This is a genomic window from Streptomyces sp. NPDC004629 (assembly GCF_042873595.1).
In the GTDB taxonomy this organism is placed as follows: Bacteria; Actinomycetota; Actinomycetes; order Streptomycetales; family Streptomycetaceae; genus Streptomyces.
Genome location: NZ_JBIALO010000046.1, coordinates 1 through 24,524, shown reverse-complemented (window position 1 = coordinate 24,524; position 24,524 = coordinate 1). Strand labels below are relative to the sequence as shown.

The following is a 24,524-nucleotide window of genomic DNA, read 5'->3' as shown; positions in this document are numbered from 1 at the left end:
GGTGTCCGGTTGTCTCCGACGCTATGCCGCAAGGTGAGAAGAAGGGGGGGTATTCGGCCAATATCCACGCACCCGACCAGTGTGACGCTGCTCTCCGTCGCGTCGTGACCCGGGATGTGCGTGGGGCCTCTGGGGTCCTTGCGCCCCGCTCCCACCCGCGAGGACCAGCGACCGCCGCCCGGTCACGGATGTCGTCCGTGCTCTTCGGGCGCAGGGCAGGGGCGACAACAGTGCCCCCGCGAGCTATCGCGCTGATCACGCCACAAGGCTATCGCTCCTCACCCCGGGCTCGTCATGAGCCGTATGTGTACAAAACCGAGCGCCAAACTTTGACGTTCTGCACAGCACCGAACCCGCCACCGACGACATATCCACAAGCCCCCCGCCACCCACGCCCCACAGACCACACAAGCCCCCAGCCCACCCACACCAACGGCACCCGGCGGCCGACCCGCCACGCTCCGGCCGGACCACAGCCGACCCCGCCACCGGTACGACCGGACGGAACGCGACGGATCGCGGCGGGACACGGGCGGGCTCGGCCCGGCACCGCCACCGCCACCGCCACCGCCACCGCCACCGCCACCGCCACCGCCACCGGTACAACCGGACGGACCCGACGGGACACGGGCGGGCTCGGCCCGGCACCGCCACCGCCACCGCCACCGCCACCGCCACCGCCACCGGTACAACCGGACGGACCCGACGGGACACGGGCGGGCTCGGCCCGGCACCGCCACGGGTACAACCGGACGGACCACGGCCAAGGCCAGCGGACTCGACTTGGCCCCGCCGGACGTACGACCGGCCGGGCCCAGCGAATGCGGTCCGACATCGCCACCGATGCAACCGAACGGAACCCGGCGGGACCACGACCGGACCCGGGTGGGCTCGGCCCCGCGCCGCCACCGGTACGACCGAACGGAACCCGGCTGGCCCCAGCAAACCCCACCCGGCCCCGCCGCAGGTACGACCGGACGGACCGCAGCCGAACCCCCGGGCGGGCTCGGCTCGGCCCCGCCACCGGCCCAGCCGGACGGACCGCAACCGGGCCGCCCCGGCGGACTCGCCCCGCACCGCCGCGGTGGGACCAAACGGACCGCAACCGGACCCGGCAAACCCAACCCCGCCCCGCCTCCGGTACAGCCGGACAGACCGCAACCGGACCCGGCGGACTCGCCCCGGCGCCGCCACCGGTACGACCGAACGGAGCGCGGTCGAGCCCGGCGGACTCGGCTCGGCCGCCGCCGTCCGGACCCGGAGCCGTCCGGTGGGCAACCGGTAGCGGCCGGTGGTCCGCCGGTGCGGCTGCGGGAAACCGCAGCCGGGTGGGGCCGAGTTCCGGCCACGGTGGCCGGACGAAGTCCGAGCGCCCGGTCCGAGTCCGCAAGCCTGAGCGCCGCCTTCCCCGGGGCCCGCCCCCGCCCCCTGCCCGCCCCACCCCGCCCGAGCCCGTCGCCCCGGTCCCACCCCGCACCGCCGCTGCGGACCGTCACCCCGGTCCGCCCCGCGCCACCGCTGCGGTCCGTCACCCGCCCCCGCGTCAAGGTCGCGTCGGGGAACTGGCGGAACCCCTTGTCGGCGCGGCACGCTGGAGGCACGTTGCCCAGGAACAGCGCGCCGCCGCCCACGGAAAGCGCACCGCCCGCGGGGTCGGCGCACGCCCGAGAGGAGCCGCCCGCCATGCCCCCGAAGATCCTCATCGTGACCGGCGACGCAGCGGAGTCACTGGAGGTCATGTACCCCTACCAGCGTCTCCGCGAGGAGGGTTACGACGTCGACATCGCAGCCCCCAGCCGCAAGAAACTCCAGTTCGTCGTGCACGACTTCGAACCCGGCTTCGACACCTACACCGAGAAGCCCGGCTACACCTGGCCCGCCGACCTGGCCTTCGCCGACGTCGACCCCGGCCAGTACGCGGCCCTCGTTATCCCCGGCGGCCGGGCACCCGAATACCTCCGCAACGACCTCGAACTCCGCAAGATCCTCAAGTCGTTCTTCGACGCCGACAAGCCCGTCGCCCAGATCTGCCACGGCCCCCTGATGACCGCCGCGATCGACACCCTCCGCGGCAGGCGCGTCACCGCCTACCCCGCGCTGGAACTCGACATGCAGGCGGCCGGGGCCACCTTCCAGGACGCCGAAACGGTCGTGGACGGCACACTGGTCTCCGCCCGCGCCTGGCCGGACCACTCCCGCTGGATGCGCGAGTTCCTGACCGTACTGCGCGCGAAGGCTCCGGTGAGCTGAGCCCCGCGAAGGCTCCGGTGAGCTGAGCCCCGGCCGCGGAACCCGGCCGCGGACCGCGAGCCCGCACCGGGTCAGGCAGCCAGCCGCTCCGCCGCCGCCACGGCCTGGTCCAGCGTGTCCACCACGGGCACGCCCATGGCCTCCAGACTGGCGCGGCTGTGCGAGCCCCCGGTGTACAGCACGGCCCGCGCCCCCACGTGCCGCGCCGCCACCGCGTCGTCGGCGGCATCCCCGATCACCACCGTGCGCTCCGGGTCCACACCGGTCAGCGCCTCCAGGTGCCGGACCATGTGCTCCGCCTTGCTGCCCCCGGACGGGCCGGTCCGCCCCTCGACCCGTATGAAGTGCGTCTCGATCCCCAACCCGCGTACCAGCGGCACCAGTTCATCGTGCCCGTACATGCTCAGCAGCGACTGGCTGCGGCCCGCCGACCGCCACAGCGTCAGCAGTTCTGCCGCCCCTTCGGTGAGCGAGCACCGGACCCGGTGCTCGCTGTAGTACTGATGGAAGACCACATCCATGACCTCCCACTCCGCCTCGGTGGGCAGCCGCCCCATCAGCCGCTCGTAGAACCTCGGCACCGGAACGCAGTACATCGCCCGGTACTGCTCCAGCGTGATCGGTGCGAGCCCCAGCTCGGCGGCAGCGGCGTTCGTCGCCCCGATGATCGCCTCGTTGTCGTGGAACAGTGTCCCGTTCCAGTCCCACACGATGTGGGCGCTTGCATGCATCCCCATGCCGAAGAACGTACCCGCCGCCACTGACAATCGGGCGAACAGCGAGGTCACAGCCGGATACGGCGCCCTACACGAGTCCCACGAGGGCCGGGATCTCCTGCGTCGCGTACCAGAGCAGCTCGTGATCCTCGGCCCCGTCCACGACGAACTGCGCGTCGTCGTCGCCGTCGTCCGCCGCCGGGAGCGCCGTGACCGCCGCGGCGACGTCGTCCTCCGCGTCCGCCGCGTCGACGTGCACCGCCGCGGCCTTGGCCAGCGGCACCGGCCCGGTCACCCGCACCTCGCCCAGCGCGGCCGGGTCGAGCCCGCGGTCCGGGTCGGGCATCGCGGCGCCGTCGGGCACCTCGACGGCGACCACGACCCGGCGGCGCGGCGCGTCCGGGTCCGCCGCCAGCAGCCGCAGCGAGGCCAGCGCTGCCCGGTTCAGCGCCGCGTACTCCAGCTCCTCGATGTCGTCGGAGAGGTACCACTCGCGCAGCGCGGGCGTGACGGCGTACGCGACGAGCGGTTCGGTCCCCAGCTCGCCCGTCCTGTGTGCCTCGGCGAGACCGGGGAGAGTCAGGGGGACGTAGACGCGCATGGCTGGCCGCTCTTTTCGTGGTCAAAGGCTCCGCTGGGGCCCGGCGAGGGCGGGCCGCGCTCCCGGACGGCCTTCAGGATACGTGCGGGCGTCCCCTTTCGGGTTCCCGCCCGGACCCACGGACCCGTCCACCCGGCGCCCGCGGGGTCACCCGACCCCGCCCCGTTATTTGCCGGGTTTTCGCCCCTTTTCTCACTCGGATAGGTGAATTCCGCACGCCCTCGACGCGGGCCCGCACTTGCTTGCCCGAGCCGCCCACGGCCCCGTACAAGATCCCCACCAGCAAGTTACCGCCCGGTATCCGCCGGGCCCGCCGAACGGGGACCCCATGAACAAGGTCATGACCAGGACCGCCCAGCGCCGCCCGCCGGGCCGCCGCGACCCCCGCCGCCCGGGTACCACCCCGCCCCGCACCCCTACGACCCGCACACCCACGACCCGCACTCCTGCAACGCGTACCCCTACGCCCCGTACGACCCACCACACGGCGACGCCCGCCTCCGCACCGCTCACCGCCGCACCCGACGTCCCCACGGACCCTGCGGCACCCGGCGCGCCCCTGCCCGCGCGTCCCACGGACCTCTTCGCCGACCGGCTGCTCGCCGTGCTGAGCGGTCAGCGCCCCGTCCACTGGATGCTCCGGCACACCGCCGGGCGCGCCTACGACGAGCTGGCCCGGCTCGCGGAGCGCGGGCCCCTGCGCACCCGCGGCGCCCGCCCGGTCGTCCGGGACATCGGCTACTACGTCCCCCGCCGTGGCGCCATCGAGGCGTTCGCACGCATCGGCGCCGGCGACCAGCTGCGCGCCATGGCGTTCCGCCTGGAACAAGGCCCGGACCTGCGCTGGCGCTGCACGGCGGTGGAACTGGGCGGCCCCCGCGCCCCGCGCACCGGCGACTGAGCGCTCCGCCGGACGCGCCCCTGTGGGCGCCGCACACCGCAACCGGGCATCGCGGAAACGCCGACGGGCCGGCCCATCCGAGGATGAACCGGCCCATCGGGACGCTACGGCGCCTTGGGCTCCGTCACTTCTTGCGGCGTCGGCCGCCCTTGGCCTGGCGGCGGCGCTCGGCCCGCGTCAGACCGTCGGACTCGGAACGCACCGGCTCGTCCTCGTCGTAGGTGAAGTCGCCCTCGACGATGCCGCCCTCGCCGTCCACGGTCGCCGCGGAGAAGTGCAGGCCGCGGCGCTGCGGTGCGTCGAGCCCCTTGGCGCGGATCTCCGGGCGGGAACCCGCCTGGGCCGGCACCGCGTCCTGGACACCCTCGGCCACCGGCTGGGCGTCCTCGACCGGAACCTCCTCGACCTGCTGCTCGACCTGGACCTCCAGGTTGAACAGGTAGCCGACGGACTCCTCCTTGATGCCCTCCATCATCGCCGTGAACATGTCGAAGCCCTCGCGCTGGTACTCGACCAGCGGGTCCTTCTGCGCCATCGCGCGCAGGCCGATGCCCTCCTGGAGGTAGTCCATCTCGTAGAGGTGCTCGCGCCACTTGCGGTCGAGGACCGACAGCACGACCCGCCGCTCCAGCTCACGCATGATCTCGGAGCCGAGCTGCGCCTCGCGCGCCTCGTACTGCTCGTTGATGTCGTCCTTGATGGACTCGGCGATGAACTCGGCGGTCAGCCCGGCCCGGTCGCCGGCCGCCTCCTCCAGCTCGTCGATGCTGATCTTCACCGGGTAGAGCTGCTTGAAAGCGCCCCACAGCCGGTCCAGGTCCCAGTCCTCGGGGAAGCCCTCGGCGGTCTCCGCTCCGACGTAGGCGTCGATCGTGTCGTCCATGAAGTGCTGCACCTGCTCGCGCAGGTCCTCGCCCTCCAGGACACGGCGCCGCTCGCCGTAGATGACCTCACGCTGGCGGTTGAGGACTTCGTCGTACTTCAGGACGTTCTTACGGGTTTCAAAGTTCTGCTGCTCGACCTGCGACTGGGCCGACGCGATCGCGCGCGTGACCATCTTGTTCTCGATCGGCACGTCGTCGGGCACGTTCGCCATCGACATCACGCGCTCGACCATCTGGGCCTTGAACAGACGCATCAGGTCGTCGCCGAGTGACAGGTAGAAGCGGGACTCGCCCGGGTCGCCCTGACGGCCGCTACGGCCGCGCAGCTGGTTGTCGATGCGGCGGGACTCGTGCCGCTCGGTGCCCAGCACATAGAGGCCGCCGCTCTCCTCGACCTCTTCCTTCTCGGCCTTGACGGCCTGCTCGGCCTTGGCCAGAGCAGTGGGCAGCGCGGCGGCCCACTCCTCGATGTGCTCCTCCGGGTCGAGGCCGCGCTGCCGCAGCTCCGCCTCGGCCAGGTCCTCGGGGTTGCCGCCGAGCTTGATGTCCGTACCACGGCCGGCCATGTTCGTCGCCACGGTGACGGCGCCCTTGCGGCCGGCCTGGGCGACGATGGTGGCCTCGCGGTCGTGCTGCTTCGCGTTCAGCACCTCGTGCTGGATGCCGCGCTTGCTGAGCTGCTGCGAGAGGTACTCCGACTTCTCGACGGACGTCGTGCCGACGAGGATCGGCTGGCCCTTCTCGTGCTTCTCGGCGATGTCGTCCACGACCGCCTCGAACTTGGCCACCTCGGTGCGGTAGATCAGGTCCGACTGGTCCATGCGGACCATCGGCCTGTTGGTCGGGATCGGGACCACACCGAGCTTGTAGATCTGGTGGAACTCGGCGGCCTCGGTCATCGCCGTACCGGTCATGCCGGAGAGCTTCTTGTAGAGGCGGAAGAAGTTCTGCAGGGTGATCGTGGCGAGCGTCTGGTTCTCGTCCTTGATGTCCACCCCTTCCTTCGCCTCGATCGCCTGGTGCATGCCCTCGTTGTAGCGGCGGCCGGCGAGGATACGGCCGGTGTGCTCGTCGACGATCATGACTTCGCCGTCGATGACGACGTAGTCCTTGTCCTTCTTGAACAGTTCCTTCGCCTTGATGGCGTTGTTCAGATAGCCGACGAGCGGGGTGTTCACCGACTCGTAGAGGTTGTCGATGCCCAGCCAGTCCTCGACCTTGGCGACGCCGGGCTCGTGGATGGCGACCGTGCGCTTCTTCTCGTCGACGTCGTAGTCGCCGGTCTCCTCGACGCCCTTGAGGGGGTTGCCCGCGTCGCCGCGCTTGAGACGCGTGACCAGCTTGGCGAAGTCGCCGTACCACTTGGTGGCCTGGTCGGCGGGGCCGGAGATGATCAGCGGCGTACGGGCCTCGTCGATGAGGATGGAGTCGACCTCGTCCACGATGGCGAAGTTGTGGCCGCGCTGGACCAGCTCGTCCTTGGCCCACGCCATGTTGTCGCGCAGGTAGTCGAAGCCGAACTCGTTGTTCGTGCCGTACGTGATGTCGCAGCCGTACTGCTCGCGGCGCTGGGCCGGCGTCATGTTGGCCAGGATGCAGCCGACGGACAGGCCGAGGAACTTGTGGACGCGCCCCATCATCTCGGAGTCACGCTCGGCCAGGTAGTCGTTGACCGTGATGAGGTGGACGCCGGCTCCGGAGAGGGCGTTGAGGTACGCGGGCAGCGTGCCGACGAGCGTCTTGCCCTCACCGGTCTTCATCTCGGCCACGTAGCCGAGATGGAGGGCGGCGCCACCCATCAGCTGCACGTCGTAGTGCCGCTGGCCGAGGACGCGCTTGGCGGCCTCGCGCACCGTGGCGAACGCCTCGGGGAGCAGGTCGTCCAGGGGCTCCCCGTCGGCGTACCGCTGCTTGTATTCATCGGTGAGGGCCCGCAGCTCGGCGTCGGAGAGGTCGACGAAGTCCTCTTCGATGGAGTTGACCTGGTCCGCGATGCGGTGCAGCTTGCGCAGGATCTTGCCTTCGCCTGCACGCATGATCTTCGAGAGGACGGACACGGGGGCTGGTCTCCTTGCCGGTCGGGCCTGGGACGGTCGGTTTCCGTTTGACGTACTGAGCAACGGCCATCGTATGCGAGGACCCGGCCACGCCGGGAGGCCCGGCGGGGCTACGGTCGTTGGCTGCTGATCGGCCGCTGCTTTCACAGGCTCTTTTCATAGAGGACAACGGCCGGGATGTGCGGATAGTGCCGCACCCGACCGGTGATTTGTGCGAACTGTGATCACCTGCTCACCCACCGCATCCGGGACGCCCGGGGCGAACGGTCGCACCGCGCCGGCCACAGGGACGGCGCCCGTGCGGGCCACAGAGATGGGCGCGGGCGCGAGCCACAGGGATGGCGCGGGCGCGTGCGCCCGAGCAGAATCTGCCGATGGACCCCGTCACCCTCACCACCGGCCGGCTCGTCCTGCGCTCCCCCGGCCCGCCCGACACCGACGCGGTGCTCGCCGCCGCGCAGGACCCCGACCTGCAGCGCTGGATCTCCCAGTTCCCCTCGCCCTACCTGCCCGAGCACGCCCGCGGCTTCACCGAACGGGCGGTGCCCGACGGCTGGGCGAACGACTCGATGTTCACCTTCGGCCTCTTCCTCACCGAAGGGGAACTGGCGGGCATGCTCGCCCTGACGATGCGCGCCCTGGGCGTCGCCGAGGTGGGTTTCTGGTCCGCGAAGAAGCACCGCGGCCAGGGCTACGTCACCGAGGCCACCCTCGCCGTCGCCCGCTGGGCCTTCACCCACCTGGCCATCGACCGCGTGGAGTGGCGTGCGGAAGTCGGCAACCACGCCTCGCGCGCGGTCGCCGAGCGGGCGGGTTTCACCGTCGAGGGCACACTGCGCTCGGCGACGAACAACAAGGGCATACGCCGGGACTGCTGGGTGGGCTCGCTGCTCCCGTCCGACCTGGGCCTGCCGTCGGCCGCGCCCTACCTGCCCGCTCCGCAACGCACCCGCTGGTAGCCGATCACCGCATGTCGCCGGCCCTCACCCACCCCTTGTCCACGGGCCCGGCGCCCGCTCGGCCCCCGGCCCCCGGCGTGCCCCCGATGCCGTCCGCCCCCGTCCCGGGCCGGCTGTCAGACCCACCCCATACGCTGCGAACCCATGACGACCCTTCCGCGCCCCACCACCGACCTCTCGGCCGACGAAGCCCGCCGTATCGCCCTGCGGGCCCAGGGCTTCCTCGGCACTCCCGACCGCCGGGCCGGGGTCCGCGGTGTCCTCCGCCACCTCGGCGCGGTCCAGCTCGACACCATCTCGGTCCTCGCCCGCTCGCACGAGCTGATCCCTTACGCCCGCCTCGGCGCGGTGGGCCGCGAGACCGTGGAGAACGCCTACTGGACGGACACGCACGCATTTGAGTACTGGTCCCACGCCGCCTGCATCCTCCCCGTGGAGGAGTGGCCCCACTTCGCCTTCCGCCGCCGCGCCTACCGCAACCGCCCGCACTGGAACCACGAACTGCCCGACGGCGTCTACGACCAGGTCATCAAACAGATCCGCGCCGAAGGGCCACTCACGGCCACGGAGTTGGGCGGCGCGAAGCGCACCAGCGAGTGGTGGGACTGGTCCGGCTCCAAGGTCGCCGTCGAACGCGCGCTGATGTACGGGGAGGTCGTGTGCGTGGCGCGCCGCGGCTGGAAGCGGGTGTACGACCTGGCGGAGCGCGCGATCCCGGACGCCCTGCTGCATGACGAGCTGGACGACACCGAGTGCCTGCGCCGCCTGGTCCGCCTCGCGGGCCAGTCCCTCGGCGTCGGCACGCGCGCGGACATCGCCGACTACCACCGGCTCAAGGGCGAGCAGGTCGACGCGGTGATCGCCGACTCGGGCCTGGTCCCGGTCACGGTGGAGGGCTGGGGCAAGCCGGCCTGGGCCGACCCGGCGGCCCTGGAGACGCCCCCGCGGGGCCGGCACCGCACCACGCTGCTGTCCCCGTTCGACTCCCTGATCTGGGAGCGCGCCCGCACGGAACGGATCTTCGGTTTCACCCACCGTCTGGAGGCGTACGTCCCGAAGCCGAAGCGGGTGTACGGCTACTTCGCCATGCCGGTGCTGGCCGGTGGCCGGCTCGTCGGTCGCGTCGACCCGGCCCGCGAGGGACGCACCCTGGTCGCCAAGCAGGTCACCCTGGTCGGTGCGAAGGCGGTCCCGGCCGTGGCCCAGGCCCTGGTCGAGGCGGCGAGCTGGGTGAGCTGCACGGACGTACGGGTGGAACGGGTGGACGCACCCGGGCTCCGCGAGGCGCTGGTCGGCGAACTCGCCCGGCTGCTCGGCTGAGCCTCAGCGGATCTCCAGGATCTTCTCCCGCATCGCGTAAACCACGGCCTCCATCCTGGAATGCAGCTGGAGCTTCTCCAGGATGTTGCGCACATGGTTCTTCACGGTGTTCTCCGAGATGAACAACTCCTTGGCGATATCGCGGTTGTTCATCCCCGTGGCCACGAGTTTGAGCACTTCGAGTTCGCGGTCGGTGAGCCGCGGCGCCGGCACCAGCCGGCGCTCGTCGGTGCGCTGGATCATCGACTTGAACTCGGTGAGGAGTTTCGACGCCATGGACGGGCTGATCTGCGACTGTCCGTCCGCCACGGCGCGAATGGCCGTGGCCACCTCGTCCGTGGAGATCTCCTTGAGCAGATATCCGGTCGCGCCCGCCTTGATCGCGTCGTAGAGGTCGGCCTCCTCATCGCTGATCGTCAGCATGATGATCTTGGCGCTGGGTGCCACTTCCTTGATGGAGGTGCACGCCTCGATCCCGCCGCGCTTGGGCATCCGCACATCCATCAGCACGATGTCGGGCAGCAGGTCGGCGGCCTTGTCGACGGCCTCGGCGCCGTCGCCCGCCTCCCCCACGACCTGGATGTCCTCCTCGGCGGCGAGCACGATCTCCAGGCCACGGCGGAACAGGGCATGATCGTCGACGACCAGGACTCTGATCGGCTCCTTGCGTGGAGAGCCCGCGTCCGGGCCCATGCCGACGACGCCGTCGGCATCCCCCTCCCGCATCGGTCCGAAGCTGTCCGCCATCGTTCCTCCCCCTGAAGGCTGTGGCCTGTGGTCCTGTGCCATCGCCAACCCAAGGCAACGGCCCACCGGTTGGGCCGATGCGGCCATGATTTCATGCCGGGACGACACCGCGGTGACAAGCGGGGTGCGAAGTGGTCGCACACCGGTGCCCCTGGGGGCGCACACGCGCTCCAGGGGCACCCGCTCAACCGTCGGCCGGGCGCGTCAGCCGCCCAGCGTGCCCCCTGCCGCGGGGGATTCCGCCCGGGTGACCATCGGGTCCGTGCTCAGGTGGATGACACCGTAGTCATAGGCGTGCCGCCGGTAGACGACACTGGGTTCCTTGGTCTCGGAGTCGACGAACAGATAGAAGTCATGGCCGACCAGTTCCATCTCGTAGAGGGCCTGGTCGAGGGTCATCGGGGAAGCGACGTGGGTCTTTTCGCGGACGACGAGGGGTCCTTCACCCTGTACTTCCAGCGAGCCGACCTTCTTCGTGGGCACTCCGTCCGTCTCTTCCTCCTGGACGGGGTGGCCGTTCCCGTTGAGCGTCGCCGCTCCCGGGACATGGTCGGGGACCTCGGCGGCCGAAATCCGGCGTGCGCCGCGGCGGGAGAACCGCTTGTCATGCTGCTTGCGCAGCCGGGCGTCCAGCTTCTCCGCCGCCAGGTCGAGTGCCGCGTACGGGTCGCTGGCCGCTGCCTCCGCCCGGATCACCGGACCGCGGGAGCGGAGCGTGATCTCCACTCGGTCGCAACGGTCGGCCTGTCGGGGGTTGGGCTCCTTGGACACCTCGACGTCGAGGCTGATCACCTTGCCGTCGAGCTTCTGGATCTTCTCCAGCTTCAGCTTCTCGGCCACGTGCTTGCGGAACCGCTCGGGCACCTCGGTCTTGCGGCCCTTGACGACGATGTCCACGCAGAACTCCGTTCCCGGATCGCTCCGCTGCGGTGGCGGAGCATCTCCCTTTTGCACCAGGCCCCGGTGAACCCCGGAGCCTCGGACTCGGTGACGTCCACCTCCTCCCCCATGAGCAAGATCTCCACCTCGCCGGCACGCGTCATTACGGTCAACCGCAGCACGGCATTCGGATATGGGAGGTATGGCCTGCGGCTTTCCCTCACAACCGAACATATCTCGCCCGGACGGATGTCGTCACCCTCTACTGCGGCGTACCTCCGTTCAGGTGAATAGACCCTCTCACTACCTGCAACGACGCACGTTCGCAGTCAGTTCCGGCTCATTTCGAAGGAATCCGGCGGGGCCGCGACCACTGCCGCGCGGATCAATCGCCCGGCATCGTCCACGCTCGCCATTCCCGCTCCTCCGTATCCCGCGTTGCGGCTCTCATCCGTTGATCCGCCGATCCGTTCCTCCCTTCCTTCCCGACCTGCACGCCCGTACACAATCCTTCTCCCGCCGACTTCGCCCACCGCCTCCCGGACGGCGCGCGCCGCCTCCGCCAGGGAGGCGCCGGTCGTCATCAGATCGTCGACCAGAACGAGGCGACCCCCGGCGAGCAGCCGGGCACCGCCCGCCGTCACCTCCAGAGCGCCCGCGACATTGCCGAGCCGCTGACGGGAGTTGAGCCCCGACTGGTCGGCCACGGCCCGCCGCTGCCGCAGCACCCCGACCACTCGCGCACGCCGTCCGCCGCGCCGCAGCTCACCTGCTGCCGCGAGGGCGATCCGCCGCACCGGATCGTGTCCCCGCGCCCGCACCGCCCACCGCGCGGACGGCACCGGTACGAGCAGCAGGGGGACGTCCCGCCGCCCGGCCCCCGCGCGCACCGCTCGGGCGAGAGCGGCGCCCAGGGGACGCGCCAGTGCCAGCGCGCCGCGTTCCTTGTGGGCGAGGAGGGTCGCCCGCACCTCGTCCGCGTACGGAGCCGCCGCGTGCACCACCGGCAGCCCGGGCGGTTCCGGCAGCGGCCGCACCCGGCTCGGCGCGGCCCCGCTCAGGGCAGCACGGCACTGCGCGCAGAGCACCGTGCGAGGCCTGCCGCAACCGGAGCACTCGGCCGGCAGCACCAGGTCGGTGAGGTCCTGCCACCACCCCCGCATGGGCACCACTGTGCCAACGCCCGGGCTGACCGGCCACCCCTGTGGAAAACGACCTGTGGACAACTCCGCGTAGGTCATCAGGGCCGTCACCCACACAAGTGAACAGCTCACGGGACCGGGGTGAGGTGGCCGATCTGTCGGGACGAGTGTCCGTCGGGAAGAGAGCGAGGACGGATGGTGAGGTCGGACGGTGCGGAGACAGCAAGCCGAGCCGGCCGCCGCACACAGCACCCCGGACAGACCCCACCCCGGACGGCCCTCACCCCGGATAGATCGGCGCCGATCCGTCCTTGACCACCTTCTGCCACTGCGCGCCGGACGGCAGCCGCACGATCCCGTCCTCCGAGTACGCCACCAGCGGCACCCGGTCGTCCTCGGCCGCGGTGATCGCCTTCACCCCGGTCAGGGCCGCGGGCGCCTGGCCCTCCGGCGCGGACCCGTCGATCTGGACGTACCGCATCTGCTGTACGCCCCCCTGCTCGCGCCCGACCACGACGAGCCTGCTGTCCCCGGCCCACGACATGGCGGTGACCTCTTCCAAGCCCGGTGCCGCGGAGCGCAGTTCGAGGACCGCGGGCCCCTGCCCGGACCCGTTGTCCCGGTCGATCCGCCCGACCAGCAGTGACTGCTTGCCGCCCTCCTCGACGACGAGCGCCATCCGCACCCCGTCGGCGGCCACCCGGACGTCCTTGATGTGACCGGACAGCCCAGGGGTCCGCACCGACAGCGGCTTCCCCGAGCCCTGCTCCAGCAGAAGCAGCCGCGGGTCGTGGGGATTGCGGTCGACCACCCACAGGTCACCGCGGGCGTCCCAGCTCGGCGTGGCCAGCCGGTCGGCCTCGCCGGCGCCGCTGCTGGTCACCAGGGGTTCGCCGAGCGAACCGTCCGACGTCAGCGAGGCCACATACAGCGACTTCCGGTCGCTGCCGACCCCGGCCGCGGTGCGCTCGTCCCGCGAGACCGCGACGGACGCGAACTCTTTGCTGCCGTCGCCGAGCGGACCCGGCACCGGCACGGCGGCGGTGCTGGTGCTGGTGCCCGCGATCCGGACCAGCCGGTGCTTGTCGTCGAGGAAGTACAGGTAGTCGGGTCCCTCCACCGCGCCGTGCCAGGCGACGGACTCGGCCCGCTCCTCGGCGAGGTCGCACAGCGTCCGCTCGTCCGGCCCCTGCAACTCGACCGTGTCCACGGTGGGCGTCAGGTTCTGCAGCGTGAACAGCAGTTGTGTCGCCATCTCCCGGCACTCGGCAGCCCCGGCCTGGGCGGCCCTGTCGTTCAACGGCACCGTCAGCCGGTTCTGGTCGTCGGGCGTCAGCGCGCCGGCACCCTTCTGCAGCGCCGTACCGGTCGGGAAGCTCGACCTGACCACGGGCCCGAGCCACGTCGTGGGCCCGTTCAGCAGCGAGCGCACCACCTGCGTCATCGGGTCCACCCGCTTGCGCAGGTAGACCGGGTCGGCGACGGCCACCGGCTGCCCGCCGGCCCCGACCGAGGTGTTCGAGGCGAAGTAGTACTTGTTGACCGAGGTGTAGTTCCGCTGGAAGTCGGACTTGCCCATCACGACGCCCTGCGGCAGCGCGTCGATGCGCCACTGCCCGCTCTTGGCGTCCCGCGTCAGGTGCAGCCGCTTGGCGTACGCCCCTTCGGCCGGCGCGTACGCCTGTTGCGCGTCGACGGTGGCGAACCTGCTCCCGGCCAGCGTGTAGGTGAGGCTGCTCGGGTCCTCCCGCCCGCCGGAGCCGTGGTCGACGATGGTGCTCGGCGCGTCGGCGAGCACCGTGGTGGACCGCTCGGGCCGCCACTTGCGCGCGACGGCGGGGGTCAGATACTTGCGGGCCGTGTCGTATCCCGGGTCGTCGCTGGTCAGCGCCTCCAGGAAGCCCTGCACGATCTCCCCCGGCGCGGCGTTCTCCTGCGGCGGCATGGCGAACACGCGCACCTGAGTGTCCTGCCGGGGCGTCGACTCGACGTCCCGCAGGTCACCGCTGTCCGGCATCGAGGCGCACCCCGCCAGCAGTACGGCACCACAGGCGGCGTACGCCGTCGCGCGCCCCGGCCGACGCCGGCCGCCCCCTTCGCGGTCAGCGCCCACGAAATGCCTCCCCTGCGGTGTTTGAATCATCCGCGGCCGTCGTGCGGCTCGTGTCCGGCTCCGCGTCCGTGGCCGGCGCCTCGTCCCTGTGCCGGAGGCTTGCGCCGGGCCGGGACACGACGCGTGCACCGTTGCCGGGCAGCGCGGTCGGATCGGCGGTCGGTGCCACCGCGGCCAGCCGCTGCGGGAGCGGGGCGTGCGGGGGCAGCGGCGGCACCTGGCCGCCCGTGGTCTGGGCCGGCACCGTGGCCCGCTTGTCGTCGTCGCGCGGCGGGCCGGCCTCGCGCTGTATCGCGTTGTGCCGCGAGTCCTTCGGCTCCAGCGGTATGGGCGAGCCCCGCAGCGGCTCGTCGGCGGTCCGCGGTAGCGTCAGCCGGAACTGCGAACCGCCGCCCGGCTCGCCCCACGCCTGCAGCCAGCCGCCGTGCAGCCGCGCGTCCTCCAGGGCGATGGACAGGCCCAGGCCCGTGCCGCCGGTGGTACGCGCGCGTGCCGGATCGGCGCGCCAGAAGCGGCTGAAGACCCGGGTCGCCTCGCCGGGCTTGAGCCCGACGCCGTAGTCACGCACCGCGACCGCGACCGCACCGCCGGCCGCTGCCAGCTTGACGACGACGTCCTTGCCCTCACCGTGCTCCACGGCGTTGACGACGAGATTGCGCAGCACCCGCTCCACGCGGCGGGCGTCGGCCTCCGCGACGACGGGCTGCTGGTCGCCGACGACGCGTATCCGGCTGCCCTTGCGCTCGGCGAGCGGCTCGGCCCCGCTGACGACCCGCCGCACGACCTCGCGCAGGTCTATCGCCTCGGCCTCCAGCGCCGCCGCGCCCGCGTCGAATCGGCTGATCTCCAGCAGATCGGCGAGCAGCGACTCGAAGCGGTCCAGCTGGTCGGCGAGCAGTTCCGCCGACCGGGAGGTCACCGGGTCGAAGTCCTCGCGCGCCTCGTGGATCACGTCGGCGGCCATGCGCACGGTCGTCAGCGGGGTGCGCAGCTCGTGCGACACGTCGGAGACGAACCGCCGCTGCATCCGCGACAGGTCCTCCAGCTGCTGGATCTTCAGTTGCAGGTTCTGCGCCATCTTGTTGAAGGCTTCGCCGAGGCGCGCGATGTCGTCCTCGCCGGTGACCTTCATCCGCTCCTGAAGGCGCCCGGCCGACAGCCGCTCCGCGATCCCGGCCGCCATCCGCACGGGCGTCACGACCTGCCGCACCACCAGCCACGCGATCGCCCCGAGGAGTACGACGACGAAGAGCCCGGCGGTCGCGAGCGTGCCCTTGACCAGGCTGAGCGACTTCTCCTCCTGCGAGAGCGGGAAGAGGTAGTACAGCTCGTACGGGTCCCCGTTCGGGTCGTTGACCTGCTTGCCGATGACGAGCGCGGGCTGGGAGGCCTTGCCGTTGCTGTAGACGATGCGGGTGTAGCTCTGGGCCGCGGTCGTACTGGTGTGGACCCGCGTGCGCAGGTCCACGGGCACGCTGGCGGACGGGTCGACGTACCCGGAGCCGCGCGGGCTGCGTCCGCCGCCGCTCTCGTCGCCCGCCGGGAGCGTCACCACGTCGAAGGCGCCCTGACCGCCGCTGGACAGCGACTCGACGAGGTCGCTCATCCACTGGATGACGTTCTGCGACTGCCGGCTGTCCACCGCCGAGGCCTCGTCACCGGTACTGCTGGCGGCCTCGTCGGACTTCTGCTTGGCCACCGCGAACCCGCCGGTGGCCTGGCTCTGTGACGCCTTCACCTTCGCGTCCAGAAGGCCGTTGCGCACCTGCCCGATGACGACGAAGCCGAGCAGCAGGACCACACCCAGCGACATCAGCAGCGTCGTGACGACGACCTTGAGCTGGATGTTGCGCCGCCACAGCCGCATGACCGGCAGCAGCGGCCGTCGCACCCAGCGCATGAACAGCCGCAGCACCGGGCTGCCCTGCACCCCGCCCTGCAACAGCCCGCCCTCAAGGAGGCGTCCCCAGCGCGACCCGGCCGTCTTGCGGCCGACAGGCCGCCCCGGACGGTCCCCGGGCCGGCCGGGAGCCGAAGCGGCACCGCCCCCGGACATGTCAGCTCGGTCCGGCCTTGTAACCGACACCTCGGACGGTCACCACGATCTCCGGCCGCTCCGGATCCTTCTCGACCTTGGACCGCAGCCGCTGCACATGCACGTTCACCAGCCGCGTGTCCGCCGCGTGCCGGTAGCCCCACACCTGCTCCAGCAGGACCTCGCGGGTGAACACCTGCCACGGCTTGCGGGCCAGCGCGACCAGCAGATCGAACTCCAGCGGCGTCAGCGCGATCGACTGCCCGTCCCGTTTCACGGAGTGCCCGGCCACGTCGATGACGAGGTCGCCTATGGTGAGCTGCTCCGGCGCCGGCTCCTCCGACCTGCGCAGCCGCGCCCGGATCCGGGCCACCAGCTCCTTCGGCTTGAACGGCTTGACGATGTAGTCGTCGGCGCCCGACTCCAGCCCCACCACCACGTCGACGGTGTCGCTCTTCGCGGTGAGCATCACGATCGGCACCCCGGACTCCGCCCGGATCAGCCGGCACACCTCGATGCCGTCCCGGCCGGGCAGCATCAGATCGAGCAGCACCAGGTCGGGCTTGGTCTCACGGAAAGCGGCGAGCGCCTTGTCTCCGTCGGCCACGAAAGACGGCTCAAAACCTTCACCACGCAGCACGATGCCGAGCATCTCGGCCAGTGCGGTGTCGTCGTCGACGACAAGGACACGTCCCTTCATAAACGACATCATCCCATTCTCATAACGGCGAAGGCGGCGCAGGTGAACAAGGTCACCGGCCAGTGACGATAGTCGTACCAGCCCGTCACTGTCTGCCCTCGTCACGGGCGCCGACGGCCGACGGGTGAGCACACCCCCTTACCTCATGTCTCCAGCCGCTGCACGACCTGGCCGGAGAGCAGTTCCGCGAGCGAGGCCGCCGTCACGGGCGAGGCGACGCCCGCCTCGGTGACGATCGCCGTCACCAGCTCCGGCGGCGTCACATCGAACGCCGGGTTGTACGCCTGCGCCCCCAGCGGCGCCACCGGCACCCCACCCCCCGGTCCCCCGACCGGCACCTGCGGCGCTGTGATCTCCGTCACCTCGTACCCGGGACGCTGCTCGACCTCAATGGACGCCCCGCCGGGCGTGTCAGGGTCCACCGTCGTCACCGGCGCCACCACGATGAACGGCACATGGTGGTACCGCGCGAGCACCGCCAGCGGATAACTGCCCACCTTGTTCGCCACCGACCCGTCGGCCGCGATGCGGTCCGCCCCGATCAGCACCGCGTCCACCTCGCCCGCCGCGAACAGCGAACCGGCCGCGTTGTCGGTGAGCAAGGTGTACGCCATGCCGCTGCGCGCCGCCTCGTACGCCGTCAGCCGCGCCCCCTGCAACAGCGGACGCGTCTCATCGACCCACAACCGTCGCAGCCGCCCCTCCCGGTGCGCGACGAGCGCCACGGCGAACGCGGTGCCCTCCCCGCCCGACACCAGCGACCCGGTGTTGCAGTGCGTGAGGATCCGATGCCCGCCGCCGGGCAGCAGCTCGTCCAGCAGCGCCAGCCCGTGCCCGGCCATCCGGGCGCTGGCCTCGGCGTCCTCCCGGTGCAGGGCCCGCGCGGCGGCCAACGCGGCGGCCGCCGCCCGCTGCGGGTCCGCGCCCGCGGCGAGCGCGGCCCGGTGAGCGGCCCGCGCCCTGCGCACCCCGACGGACAGGTTCACCGCGGTGGGCCGGGCACCCTGGAGCGCGTCCGCGGCCTCGTCCACGTCGAAGCCCCGCGCGGCGGCGAGCGCGACGCCGTACGCCCCCGCGATGCCGAGCAGCGGAGCCCCGCGCACGGCGAGCGACCGGATCGCGCCGACCAGGGCCGACGCGTCCGTGCACACGAACTCGACCTCCTCGGCCGGCAGTCTGGTCTGGTCGAGAAGGACCAGTACGGGGCCTTCGGGCGGCTCCTCCCAGCGGATCGCCGGTATCTCGGTCGCGTGCCTGCGCTCGCCGGTGTGCGCGTCCTGATCAGCCATGCGGTCAGTCTGCCCCGTACCGCACGGACAATTGAAGGTGTGCAGCCCCCACCGCGGCCGGTCCCGTGGTCACCGCCCCATGGCACGATGGCTGCCAACCTGCCGCCGCACCCGCGGACGGGCACCGAGAAGGAGCTTCGATGAACGACACTCCGGGCTGGGCCTCGCCCGGATCCGCCCCGTCCAACGGGCAGGAACCCGGCGCGTCCGGCCCTGCCGACCCCGCCGACCGGCCGGGGCCCGCACAGCCCGTCGACCAGCCGGGCGCAGAGCCACAGGATCCCGGTGCGCAGTGGTCCAAGGAGCAGCCGCCACCCGGCCAGTGGTCCGCGCCCACGGGCGCCCCGGCCCCGGGCCAGGCCCCGCCGCCCCCACCGCCCGGCCCCGGCTGGGGCGGCGGCCAGGGTGGCTACGGCGGCCCCGGTGGCCAGGGCGGATACGGGGGCGGCGGCTACGGGGGACCCGGCGGCTACGGAGCCTGGGGCGCCGGCTGGGGCGGCCCCCCGCCCGCGGCCAAGCCCGGCGTGATCCCCCTGCGCCCACTCGGTGTCGGCGAAATCCTCGACGGCGCCGTCTCCACCATGCGCACCTACTGGCGCACCGTCCTGGGCATCTCGCTGACCATCGCGGTCATCACAGAGATCGTCGTCATCCTCTTCCAGGGCCTCGTCCTCAACGACACCGCGAGCACCGACGCCCTCAACGACCCGAGCGCCACCCTCGGCGAGCTCTCCCGCGCCATGGGCGAAGCGATGCTCGGCTCGGTCGCCGTCCTGCTGATCTCCTCCATCGGCACGATCATCGCCACCGCCCTGCTGACGACCGTGACCAGCCGGGCCGTGCTCGGCCGGGCCGTGACCACCGGCGAGGCCTGGCGCGACGCCCGCCCGCAGGTCCCGAGGCTGTTCGGCCTGGTCTTCCTGCTGCCGCTCATCGCCGCCGGCATCCTGCTCTGCGGAGCGCTGCCCGGCATAATCGTGGCCGCCGCCGGCGCGGGGGGCGGTGCCACCGCCGCGCTCCTCGTCCTCGGCCTGCTCGGGGCGGCCGTCGTCGTGGTGTGGCTCATGGTCCGCTACTCGCTGGCCTCCCCGGCGCTGATGCTGGAACGGCAGAGCATCCTGAAGTCGATGGGCCGCTCCGCCAAGCTCGTCCGCGGCTCCTGGTGGCGCATCTTCGGCATCCAACTGCTCGCCGCGATCATCGCGAACATCGTCGCGTCGATCATCGTCATCCCCTTCGCCCTGATCGCCGCAGCGCTCAGCGGCGACGGCTTCTCCGGCTTCCTCGAAGGGACCGGCGACGTCGGCTGGACGTTCCTCATCATCAGCGGCATCGGCTCGGTGATCGGCTCCACGATCACCTTCCCGATCAACGCGGGGGTCAGCGTGCTCCTCTACATCGACCAGCGCATCCGCCGTGAGGCCCTCGACCTCGAACTGGCCCGCGCAGCCGGTGTCCAGGGCTACGGCGTGCCCGCGCCCGGCGCCACCCCGGGGAGCTGACGCGTTGATCCCGGCGGGGGACCTTCTCAGCACGGCGCCGGTCCTGCCGGGCGCGGCCGGCTCGGCCGTCCGGGGCCTGCTCCGGGCGGCCGACACGGCCGTACTGTCACTGGCCGGCTCGGGCGACGAGCCGCCGGTGACCGTCGGAGGTGATCCCGCGCGGGAGGCCGCCCGGCGCGAACTGGCCAAGCGGATGTACCACGAGAACGACCCCAGCCTGCTCCAACGGGCCATGAACGCCATCTGGGACTGGCTCGGCAGAGTCCTCGACACCGCCGCCTCGGCGACCCCTGGGGGGACGCTCGGCCTGATCGTCGTCGTCCTGGCCGTCATCGCCGTACTGGCCGCCCTGTGGTGGCGCCTGGGCACCCCGCGGCGCCGCCCGGCCGCCGCCCCCGCCCTCTTCGACGACCGCCCGCGCAGCGCCGCAGAACACCGCGCCGCCGCCGAAGCGCACGCGGCCCAGGGCCACTGGAACCAGGCCGTCCAGGAACGCATGCGGGCCATCGTCCGCGCCCTCGAAGAACGGGCCCTGCTCGACGTCCGCCCCGGCCGCACCGCCGACGAGGCGGCCGCCGAAGCCGGCCGCGCCCTGCCCGCCCACACCGACCGGCTGCACGCCGCCGCCCGCGAGTTCGACGACGTGACGTACGGCGGCCGCCGAGCGGACCGGCAGGCGTACGATCGGCTCGCCGAACTCGACCGCGACCTGGTGCGCAGCAAACCGGCCCTCGCCGCCAGCAGCCACAGCACGGCCCACCACAGCCGCCAGGGGGCCGCCGAATGACCACCGGGGCCACCCTTCCCTCCACCTCGGCCTCGCCCACCGCCCGCCAGGTGTGGACCCGCGCGCGAGGCATCGCACTCGCGTTCCTGCTGCTCCTCGCCGGAGCCGTCGCGATCGCCGTCATCCGCTCCGACGCCCGGCACGGCGCCCTCGACCCCCGCTCCGTCGACCCCTACGGAAGCCGCGCGGTCGCCGAACTGCTCGCCGACCGCGGCGTGTCCACCCGCGTGGTCACCACCCTGGACGAGGCCCGCACCGCGGCCGGCCCGGACACCACCCTGCTGGTCGCCGTACCCGACCTGCTCACGCCCGGCCAGCAGCGCGCCCTGCACTCCGCGACCGCCCAGTCCGGCGGACGCACCCTCCTCATCGCCGCCGGCAGCTCGTCCGTCGAACGGCTCGTGCCCGGCGTGACCGCGGACCCCGCCACCAGCTTCGGGTCGACGCTCTCCCCCGAGTGCGCCCTGCCCGCCGCCACACGCGCGGGCGCGGCCGACACCGGCGGCATCCGCTACACCACCACCCACCTCGACGCCGACTCCTGCTACCCCAGCGAGCGCCTGGCCACGCTGGTACGCGTCCCCGACGCCTCCGGGAACGGCGACACCGTCGTCCTGGGCGCGCCCGACATCCTCTACAACGACCGCCTCGACGAGCAGGGCAACGCCTCGCTCGCGCTTCAACTCCTCGGCTCCCGCCCCCATCTGGTCTGGTACCTCCCCTCGCTCGCCGACACCTCGGCCACCGGCACCGGTGACCAGAAGGACTTCCTCGATCTGCTCCCCTCCGGCTGGCTCTGGGGCACGCTGCAACTGTTCATCGCCGCGCTCCTCGCCGCCTTCTGGCGGGCACGCCGACTCGGCCCCCTCGTGCCCGAAAGACTCCCCGTCGCGATCCGCGCCTCCGAGACCGTCGAAGGCCGCGCCCGCCTCTACCGCAAGGCCGACGCCCGAGACCGCGCCGCCACCGCTCTTCGCTCCACCACCCGCACCCGCCTCGCCCCCCTCGTAGGCGTCCCCGTCGCCCAGGCGCACGCACCCGAAGCCCTGCTGCCCGCCCTGTCCGCCCATCTCCACGGCGACGGACAAGCCCTGCATCTCCTCCTCTTCGGACCTCCGCCCGCCGACGACGCAGCCCTCGTCACGCTCACCGACCGACTCGACGCCCTCGAAAGAGAGGTACGCCGTCCATGATGGACCCGACCACTGACAACGCCGGGACCGCCGGGGATCCGGGCAGCGCCCGCGCCTCCCTTGAGGCCCTGCGTGCCGAGATCGCCAAAGCCGTGGTCGGCCAGGACCCCGCCGTGACCGGCCTCGTCGTCGCCCTGCTGTGCCGCGGACACGTCCTGCTCGAAGGCGTCCCCGGCGTCGCCAAGACGCTGCTGGTGCGCGCCCTCGCATCCGCCCTGGAACTGGAGACCAAACGCGTCCAGTTCACCCCCGACCTCATGCCGAGCGACATCACCGGCTCCCTCGTCTACGACACCCGCACCGCCGAGTTCTCCTTCCAGCCCGGCCCGGTCTTCACCAACCTCCTGCTCGCCGACGAGATCAACCGCACCCCGCCGAAGACCCAGTCCTCCCTGCTGGAGGCCATGGAGGAACGCCAGGTCACCGTCGACGGCACTCCCCGGCCGCTGCCCGAACCGTTCCTGGTCGCCGCGACGCAGAACCCGGTCGAGTACGAGGGCACCTACCCGCTCCCCGAAGCGCAGCTCGACCGCTTCCTGCTCAAGCTGACGATCCCGCTGCCCGCCCGGCAGGACGAGATCGACGTCCTCACCCGGCACGCCGCCGGCTTCAACCCGCGCGACCTGCGCGCCGCCGGCGTGCGCCCCGTCGCGGGTCCTGCCGACCTGGAAGCCGCGCGCGCCGCGGTCGCCAAGACGACCGTCTCCCCCGAGATCACCGCCTACGTCGTGGACATCTGCCGCGCCACCCGGGAGTCGCCGTCCCTCGCCCTGGGCGTGTCCCCACGCGGCGCCACCGCCCTGCTCGCCACCGCCCGTGCCTGGGCCTGGCTGAGCGGCCGCGACTACGTCATCCCGGACGACGTGAAAGCCCTGGCCCTGCCGACCCTCCGGCACCGCGTGCAGCTGCGCCCCGAAGCCGAGATGGAGGGCGTGACGGCCGACTCCGTCATCAACGCGATCCTCGCCCACGTCCCGGTTCCCCGCTGATGCCGCTCACCGGACGCGCCGCCCTGCTGGCGGCTCTCGGCTCCGTCCCCGTCGGCATCTGGGATCCCGGCTGGACGGGCATCCTCGCGGTCAACGGCCCGCTGGCCGTGGCCTGCGCCTGCGACTTCACCCTCGCGGCGCCCGTACGACGCCTGGTCCTTACCCGTTCCGGCGACACGTCCGCGCGTCTGGGTGAAACCGCCGACGTGACCCTGACCGTCACCAACCCCTCGCGCCGCCCGCTCCGGGCCCGCCTGCGGGACGCCTGGCCGCCGAGCAGTTGGCAGCCCGGCACGGAGATCGAGGCATCCCGCCACCGCTTCACCGTGCCCCCGGGCGAGCGCCGGCGCATCACGACCCGGCTGCGCCCCACACGCCGCGGCGACCGCCATGCCGACCGTGTGACGATCCGCTCCTACGGCCCCCTCGGCCTGTTCTCCCGCCAAGGCGCCCACCGGGTTCCCTGGACGGTACGGGTCCTGCCACCGTTCGCCAGCCGCAAGCACCTCCCGTCGAAGCTCGCACGGCTGCGCGAGCTGGACGGCCGCACCAGCGTGCTGATCAGAGGCCAGGGCACGGAGTTCGACAGCCTGCGGGACTACGTCCCCGGCGACGACACCCGCTCCATCGACTGGCGGGCCACAGCGCGCCAGACCGCGGTGGCCGTACGCACCTGGCGTCCGGAACGCGACCGCCACATCCTGCTGGTCCTGGACACCGGCCGCACTTCGGCGGGCCGCGTCGGAGACGCCCCACGCCTGGACGCCTCCATGGACGCGGCCCTGCTCCTCGCGGCGCTCGCCTCCCGCGCAGGCGACCGGGTGGACCTCCTCGCCTACGATCGTCGGCCGCGCGCCCTGGTCCAGGGCCGTACGGCACGCGATGTGCTGCCGTCCCTGGTCAGCGCGATGGCCACGCTTGAGCCCGAACTCGTGGAGACCGATGCCCGTGGCCTCACCGCCACCGTGCTCCGTACGGCCCCGCGCCGCTCCCTGATCGTCCTTCTCACCACCCTCGGCGCGGCGCCGGTCGAGGAGGGCCTGCTTCCCGTACTCGCGCAGCTCACCCAGCGCCACTCGGTCCTGGTGGCATCGGTGGCCGATCCCCATATCGCCCACATGGCGACCGCTCGTGGAAACGCCGATGCGGTCTACGAGGCTGCCGCTGCGGCCCAGGCACAGACCGAAAGGCACCGCACGGCGGAGCAGCTCCGCCACCACGGAGTGACGGTCGTCGACGCGACACCGGACGACCTTGCTCCGGCACTGGCGGACGCCTATCTCGCCCTGAAGGCGGCGGGACGGCTCTGAAAAAATCTGAAAAGGAATCCGACAGGGAGAAGGGGCCCGAACGGGTCGGGCCCCGAACGCAGAAAACCCCGCATTCAAAGAATGCGGGGTTTCCCCACGATTAGTTCGGCGGTGTCCTACTCTCCCACAGGGTCCCCCCTGCAGTACCAT

At 72.0% G+C, this 24,524-nt stretch carries 19 protein-coding genes; 9 read left to right on the top strand and 10 right to left on the bottom strand.

Annotation, left to right across the window (positions count from 1 at the left end):
* Positions 1–1,683 precede the first annotated feature (1,683 nt).
* A complete protein-coding gene (locus ACFYTE_RS39175) occupies positions 1,684–2,250 on the top strand; it encodes a DJ-1/PfpI family protein (protein ID WP_388721461.1) in 567 nt (188 codons plus the stop codon).
* A 71-nt stretch (positions 2,251–2,321) separates the two neighbouring features.
* Here the strand turns inward: ACFYTE_RS39175 and ACFYTE_RS39170 are convergent, their stop codons facing one another.
* Entirely contained in the window at positions 2,322–2,987 is a 666-nt protein-coding gene (locus tag ACFYTE_RS39170) for an HAD family hydrolase (protein WP_388721458.1), read from the bottom strand.
* Between the two features lie 67 nt (positions 2,988–3,054).
* A complete protein-coding gene (locus tag ACFYTE_RS39165; RefSeq protein ID WP_388721455.1) occupies positions 3,055–3,567 on the bottom strand; it encodes a DUF6912 family protein in 513 nt (170 codons plus the stop codon).
* Between the two features lie 328 nt (positions 3,568–3,895).
* Between ACFYTE_RS39165 and ACFYTE_RS39160 the strand changes: the two genes are divergently transcribed.
* Entirely contained in the window at positions 3,896–4,468 is a 573-nt protein-coding gene (locus ACFYTE_RS39160) for an Rv3235 family protein (RefSeq protein ID WP_388721453.1), read from the top strand.
* A 124-nt stretch (positions 4,469–4,592) separates the two neighbouring features.
* On the opposite strand, the gene secA is transcribed toward ACFYTE_RS39160, so the two are convergent.
* Positions 4,593–7,409, bottom strand: a complete 2,817-nt coding sequence (secA, locus tag ACFYTE_RS39155) for a preprotein translocase subunit SecA (RefSeq protein ID WP_388721450.1) — start codon at positions 7,407–7,409, stop codon at positions 4,593–4,595.
* Positions 7,410–7,783: 374 nt separating this feature from the next.
* On the opposite strand from secA, the gene ACFYTE_RS39150 reads away from it, so the two are divergent.
* Together ACFYTE_RS39150 and ACFYTE_RS39145 are read left to right on the top strand one after the other, a co-directional pair.
* The gene (locus ACFYTE_RS39150; protein ID WP_388721447.1) at positions 7,784–8,368 is read left to right on the top strand and encodes a GNAT family N-acetyltransferase; all 585 of its coding nucleotides are present in this window, start codon (positions 7,784–7,786) and stop codon (positions 8,366–8,368) included.
* 144 nt (positions 8,369–8,512) lie between these two features.
* The gene (locus ACFYTE_RS39145; RefSeq protein ID WP_388721444.1) at positions 8,513–9,688 is read left to right on the top strand and encodes a winged helix-turn-helix domain-containing protein; all 1,176 of its coding nucleotides are present in this window, start codon (positions 8,513–8,515) and stop codon (positions 9,686–9,688) included.
* A 3-nt stretch (positions 9,689–9,691) separates the two neighbouring features.
* Here ACFYTE_RS39145 and ACFYTE_RS39140 read toward each other — a convergent pair whose 3' ends face one another.
* The 7 genes from ACFYTE_RS39140 to mtnA all read right to left on the bottom strand — a co-directional run bounded on the left by ACFYTE_RS39140 (position 9,692) and on the right by mtnA (position 18,593).
* Positions 9,692–10,435, bottom strand: a complete 744-nt coding sequence (locus ACFYTE_RS39140) for a response regulator (protein WP_388721441.1) — start codon at positions 10,433–10,435, stop codon at positions 9,692–9,694.
* Between the two features lie 204 nt (positions 10,436–10,639).
* Positions 10,640–11,332: a ribosome hibernation-promoting factor, HPF/YfiA family gene (gene hpf / locus ACFYTE_RS39135; protein ID WP_388721438.1), complete on the bottom strand. Its 693-nt coding sequence runs from the start codon at positions 11,330–11,332 to the stop codon at positions 10,640–10,642.
* A gap of 311 nt (positions 11,333–11,643) precedes the next feature.
* A complete protein-coding gene (locus ACFYTE_RS39130) occupies positions 11,644–12,477 on the bottom strand; it encodes a ComF family protein (protein WP_388721436.1) in 834 nt (277 codons plus the stop codon).
* A 259-nt stretch (positions 12,478–12,736) separates the two neighbouring features.
* Complete coding sequence (locus ACFYTE_RS39125; RefSeq protein WP_388721433.1) at positions 12,737–14,569, bottom strand: LpqB family beta-propeller domain-containing protein; 1,833 nt, start codon at positions 14,567–14,569, stop codon at positions 12,737–12,739.
* Positions 14,559–16,625: an MtrAB system histidine kinase MtrB gene (gene mtrB / locus ACFYTE_RS39120; protein WP_388721429.1), complete on the bottom strand. Its 2,067-nt coding sequence runs from the start codon at positions 16,623–16,625 to the stop codon at positions 14,559–14,561. Before mtrB ends, ACFYTE_RS39125 begins: the two co-directional genes overlap by 11 nt.
* A 1-nt stretch (position 16,626) precedes the next feature.
* A complete protein-coding gene (gene mtrA / locus ACFYTE_RS39115) occupies positions 16,627–17,316 on the bottom strand; it encodes a two-component system response regulator MtrA (protein WP_191870552.1) in 690 nt (229 codons plus the stop codon).
* A gap of 131 nt (positions 17,317–17,447) precedes the next feature.
* Positions 17,448–18,593 carry an S-methyl-5-thioribose-1-phosphate isomerase gene (gene mtnA, locus ACFYTE_RS39110; RefSeq protein WP_388721425.1) on the bottom strand — a complete coding sequence of 382 codons (1,146 nt, stop codon included), beginning with the start codon at positions 18,591–18,593 and terminating at the stop codon, positions 17,448–17,450.
* 140 nt (positions 18,594–18,733) lie between these two features.
* Between mtnA and ACFYTE_RS39105 the strand changes: the two genes are divergently transcribed.
* Genes ACFYTE_RS39105 through ACFYTE_RS39085 form a run of 5 tightly spaced genes read left to right on the top strand, consistent with a single transcriptional unit; the run spans position 18,734 to position 24,374 of the window.
* Positions 18,734–20,095, top strand: coding sequence for a hypothetical protein (locus tag ACFYTE_RS39105; protein ID WP_388721423.1), 1,362 nt, complete (start codon positions 18,734–18,736; stop codon positions 20,093–20,095).
* 4 nt (positions 20,096–20,099) lie between these two features.
* Positions 20,100–20,882 carry a DUF4129 domain-containing protein gene (locus ACFYTE_RS39100; RefSeq protein ID WP_388721420.1) on the top strand — a complete coding sequence of 261 codons (783 nt, stop codon included), beginning with the start codon at positions 20,100–20,102 and terminating at the stop codon, positions 20,880–20,882.
* Positions 20,879–22,075, top strand: coding sequence for a DUF4350 domain-containing protein (locus ACFYTE_RS39095; RefSeq protein ID WP_388721417.1), 1,197 nt, complete (start codon positions 20,879–20,881; stop codon positions 22,073–22,075). The genes ACFYTE_RS39100 and ACFYTE_RS39095 overlap by 4 nt, the downstream gene beginning before the upstream one ends.
* On the top strand, positions 22,075–23,064 hold the full coding sequence (locus ACFYTE_RS39090; protein ID WP_388721414.1) for an AAA family ATPase: 990 nt from the start codon (positions 22,075–22,077) through the stop codon (positions 23,062–23,064). The genes ACFYTE_RS39095 and ACFYTE_RS39090 overlap by 1 nt, the downstream gene beginning before the upstream one ends.
* The gene (locus ACFYTE_RS39085) at positions 23,064–24,374 is read left to right on the top strand and encodes a DUF58 domain-containing protein (RefSeq protein ID WP_388721411.1); all 1,311 of its coding nucleotides are present in this window, start codon (positions 23,064–23,066) and stop codon (positions 24,372–24,374) included. The genes ACFYTE_RS39090 and ACFYTE_RS39085 overlap by 1 nt, the downstream gene beginning before the upstream one ends.
* The last annotated feature ends 150 nt before the right edge of the window (positions 24,375–24,524 follow it).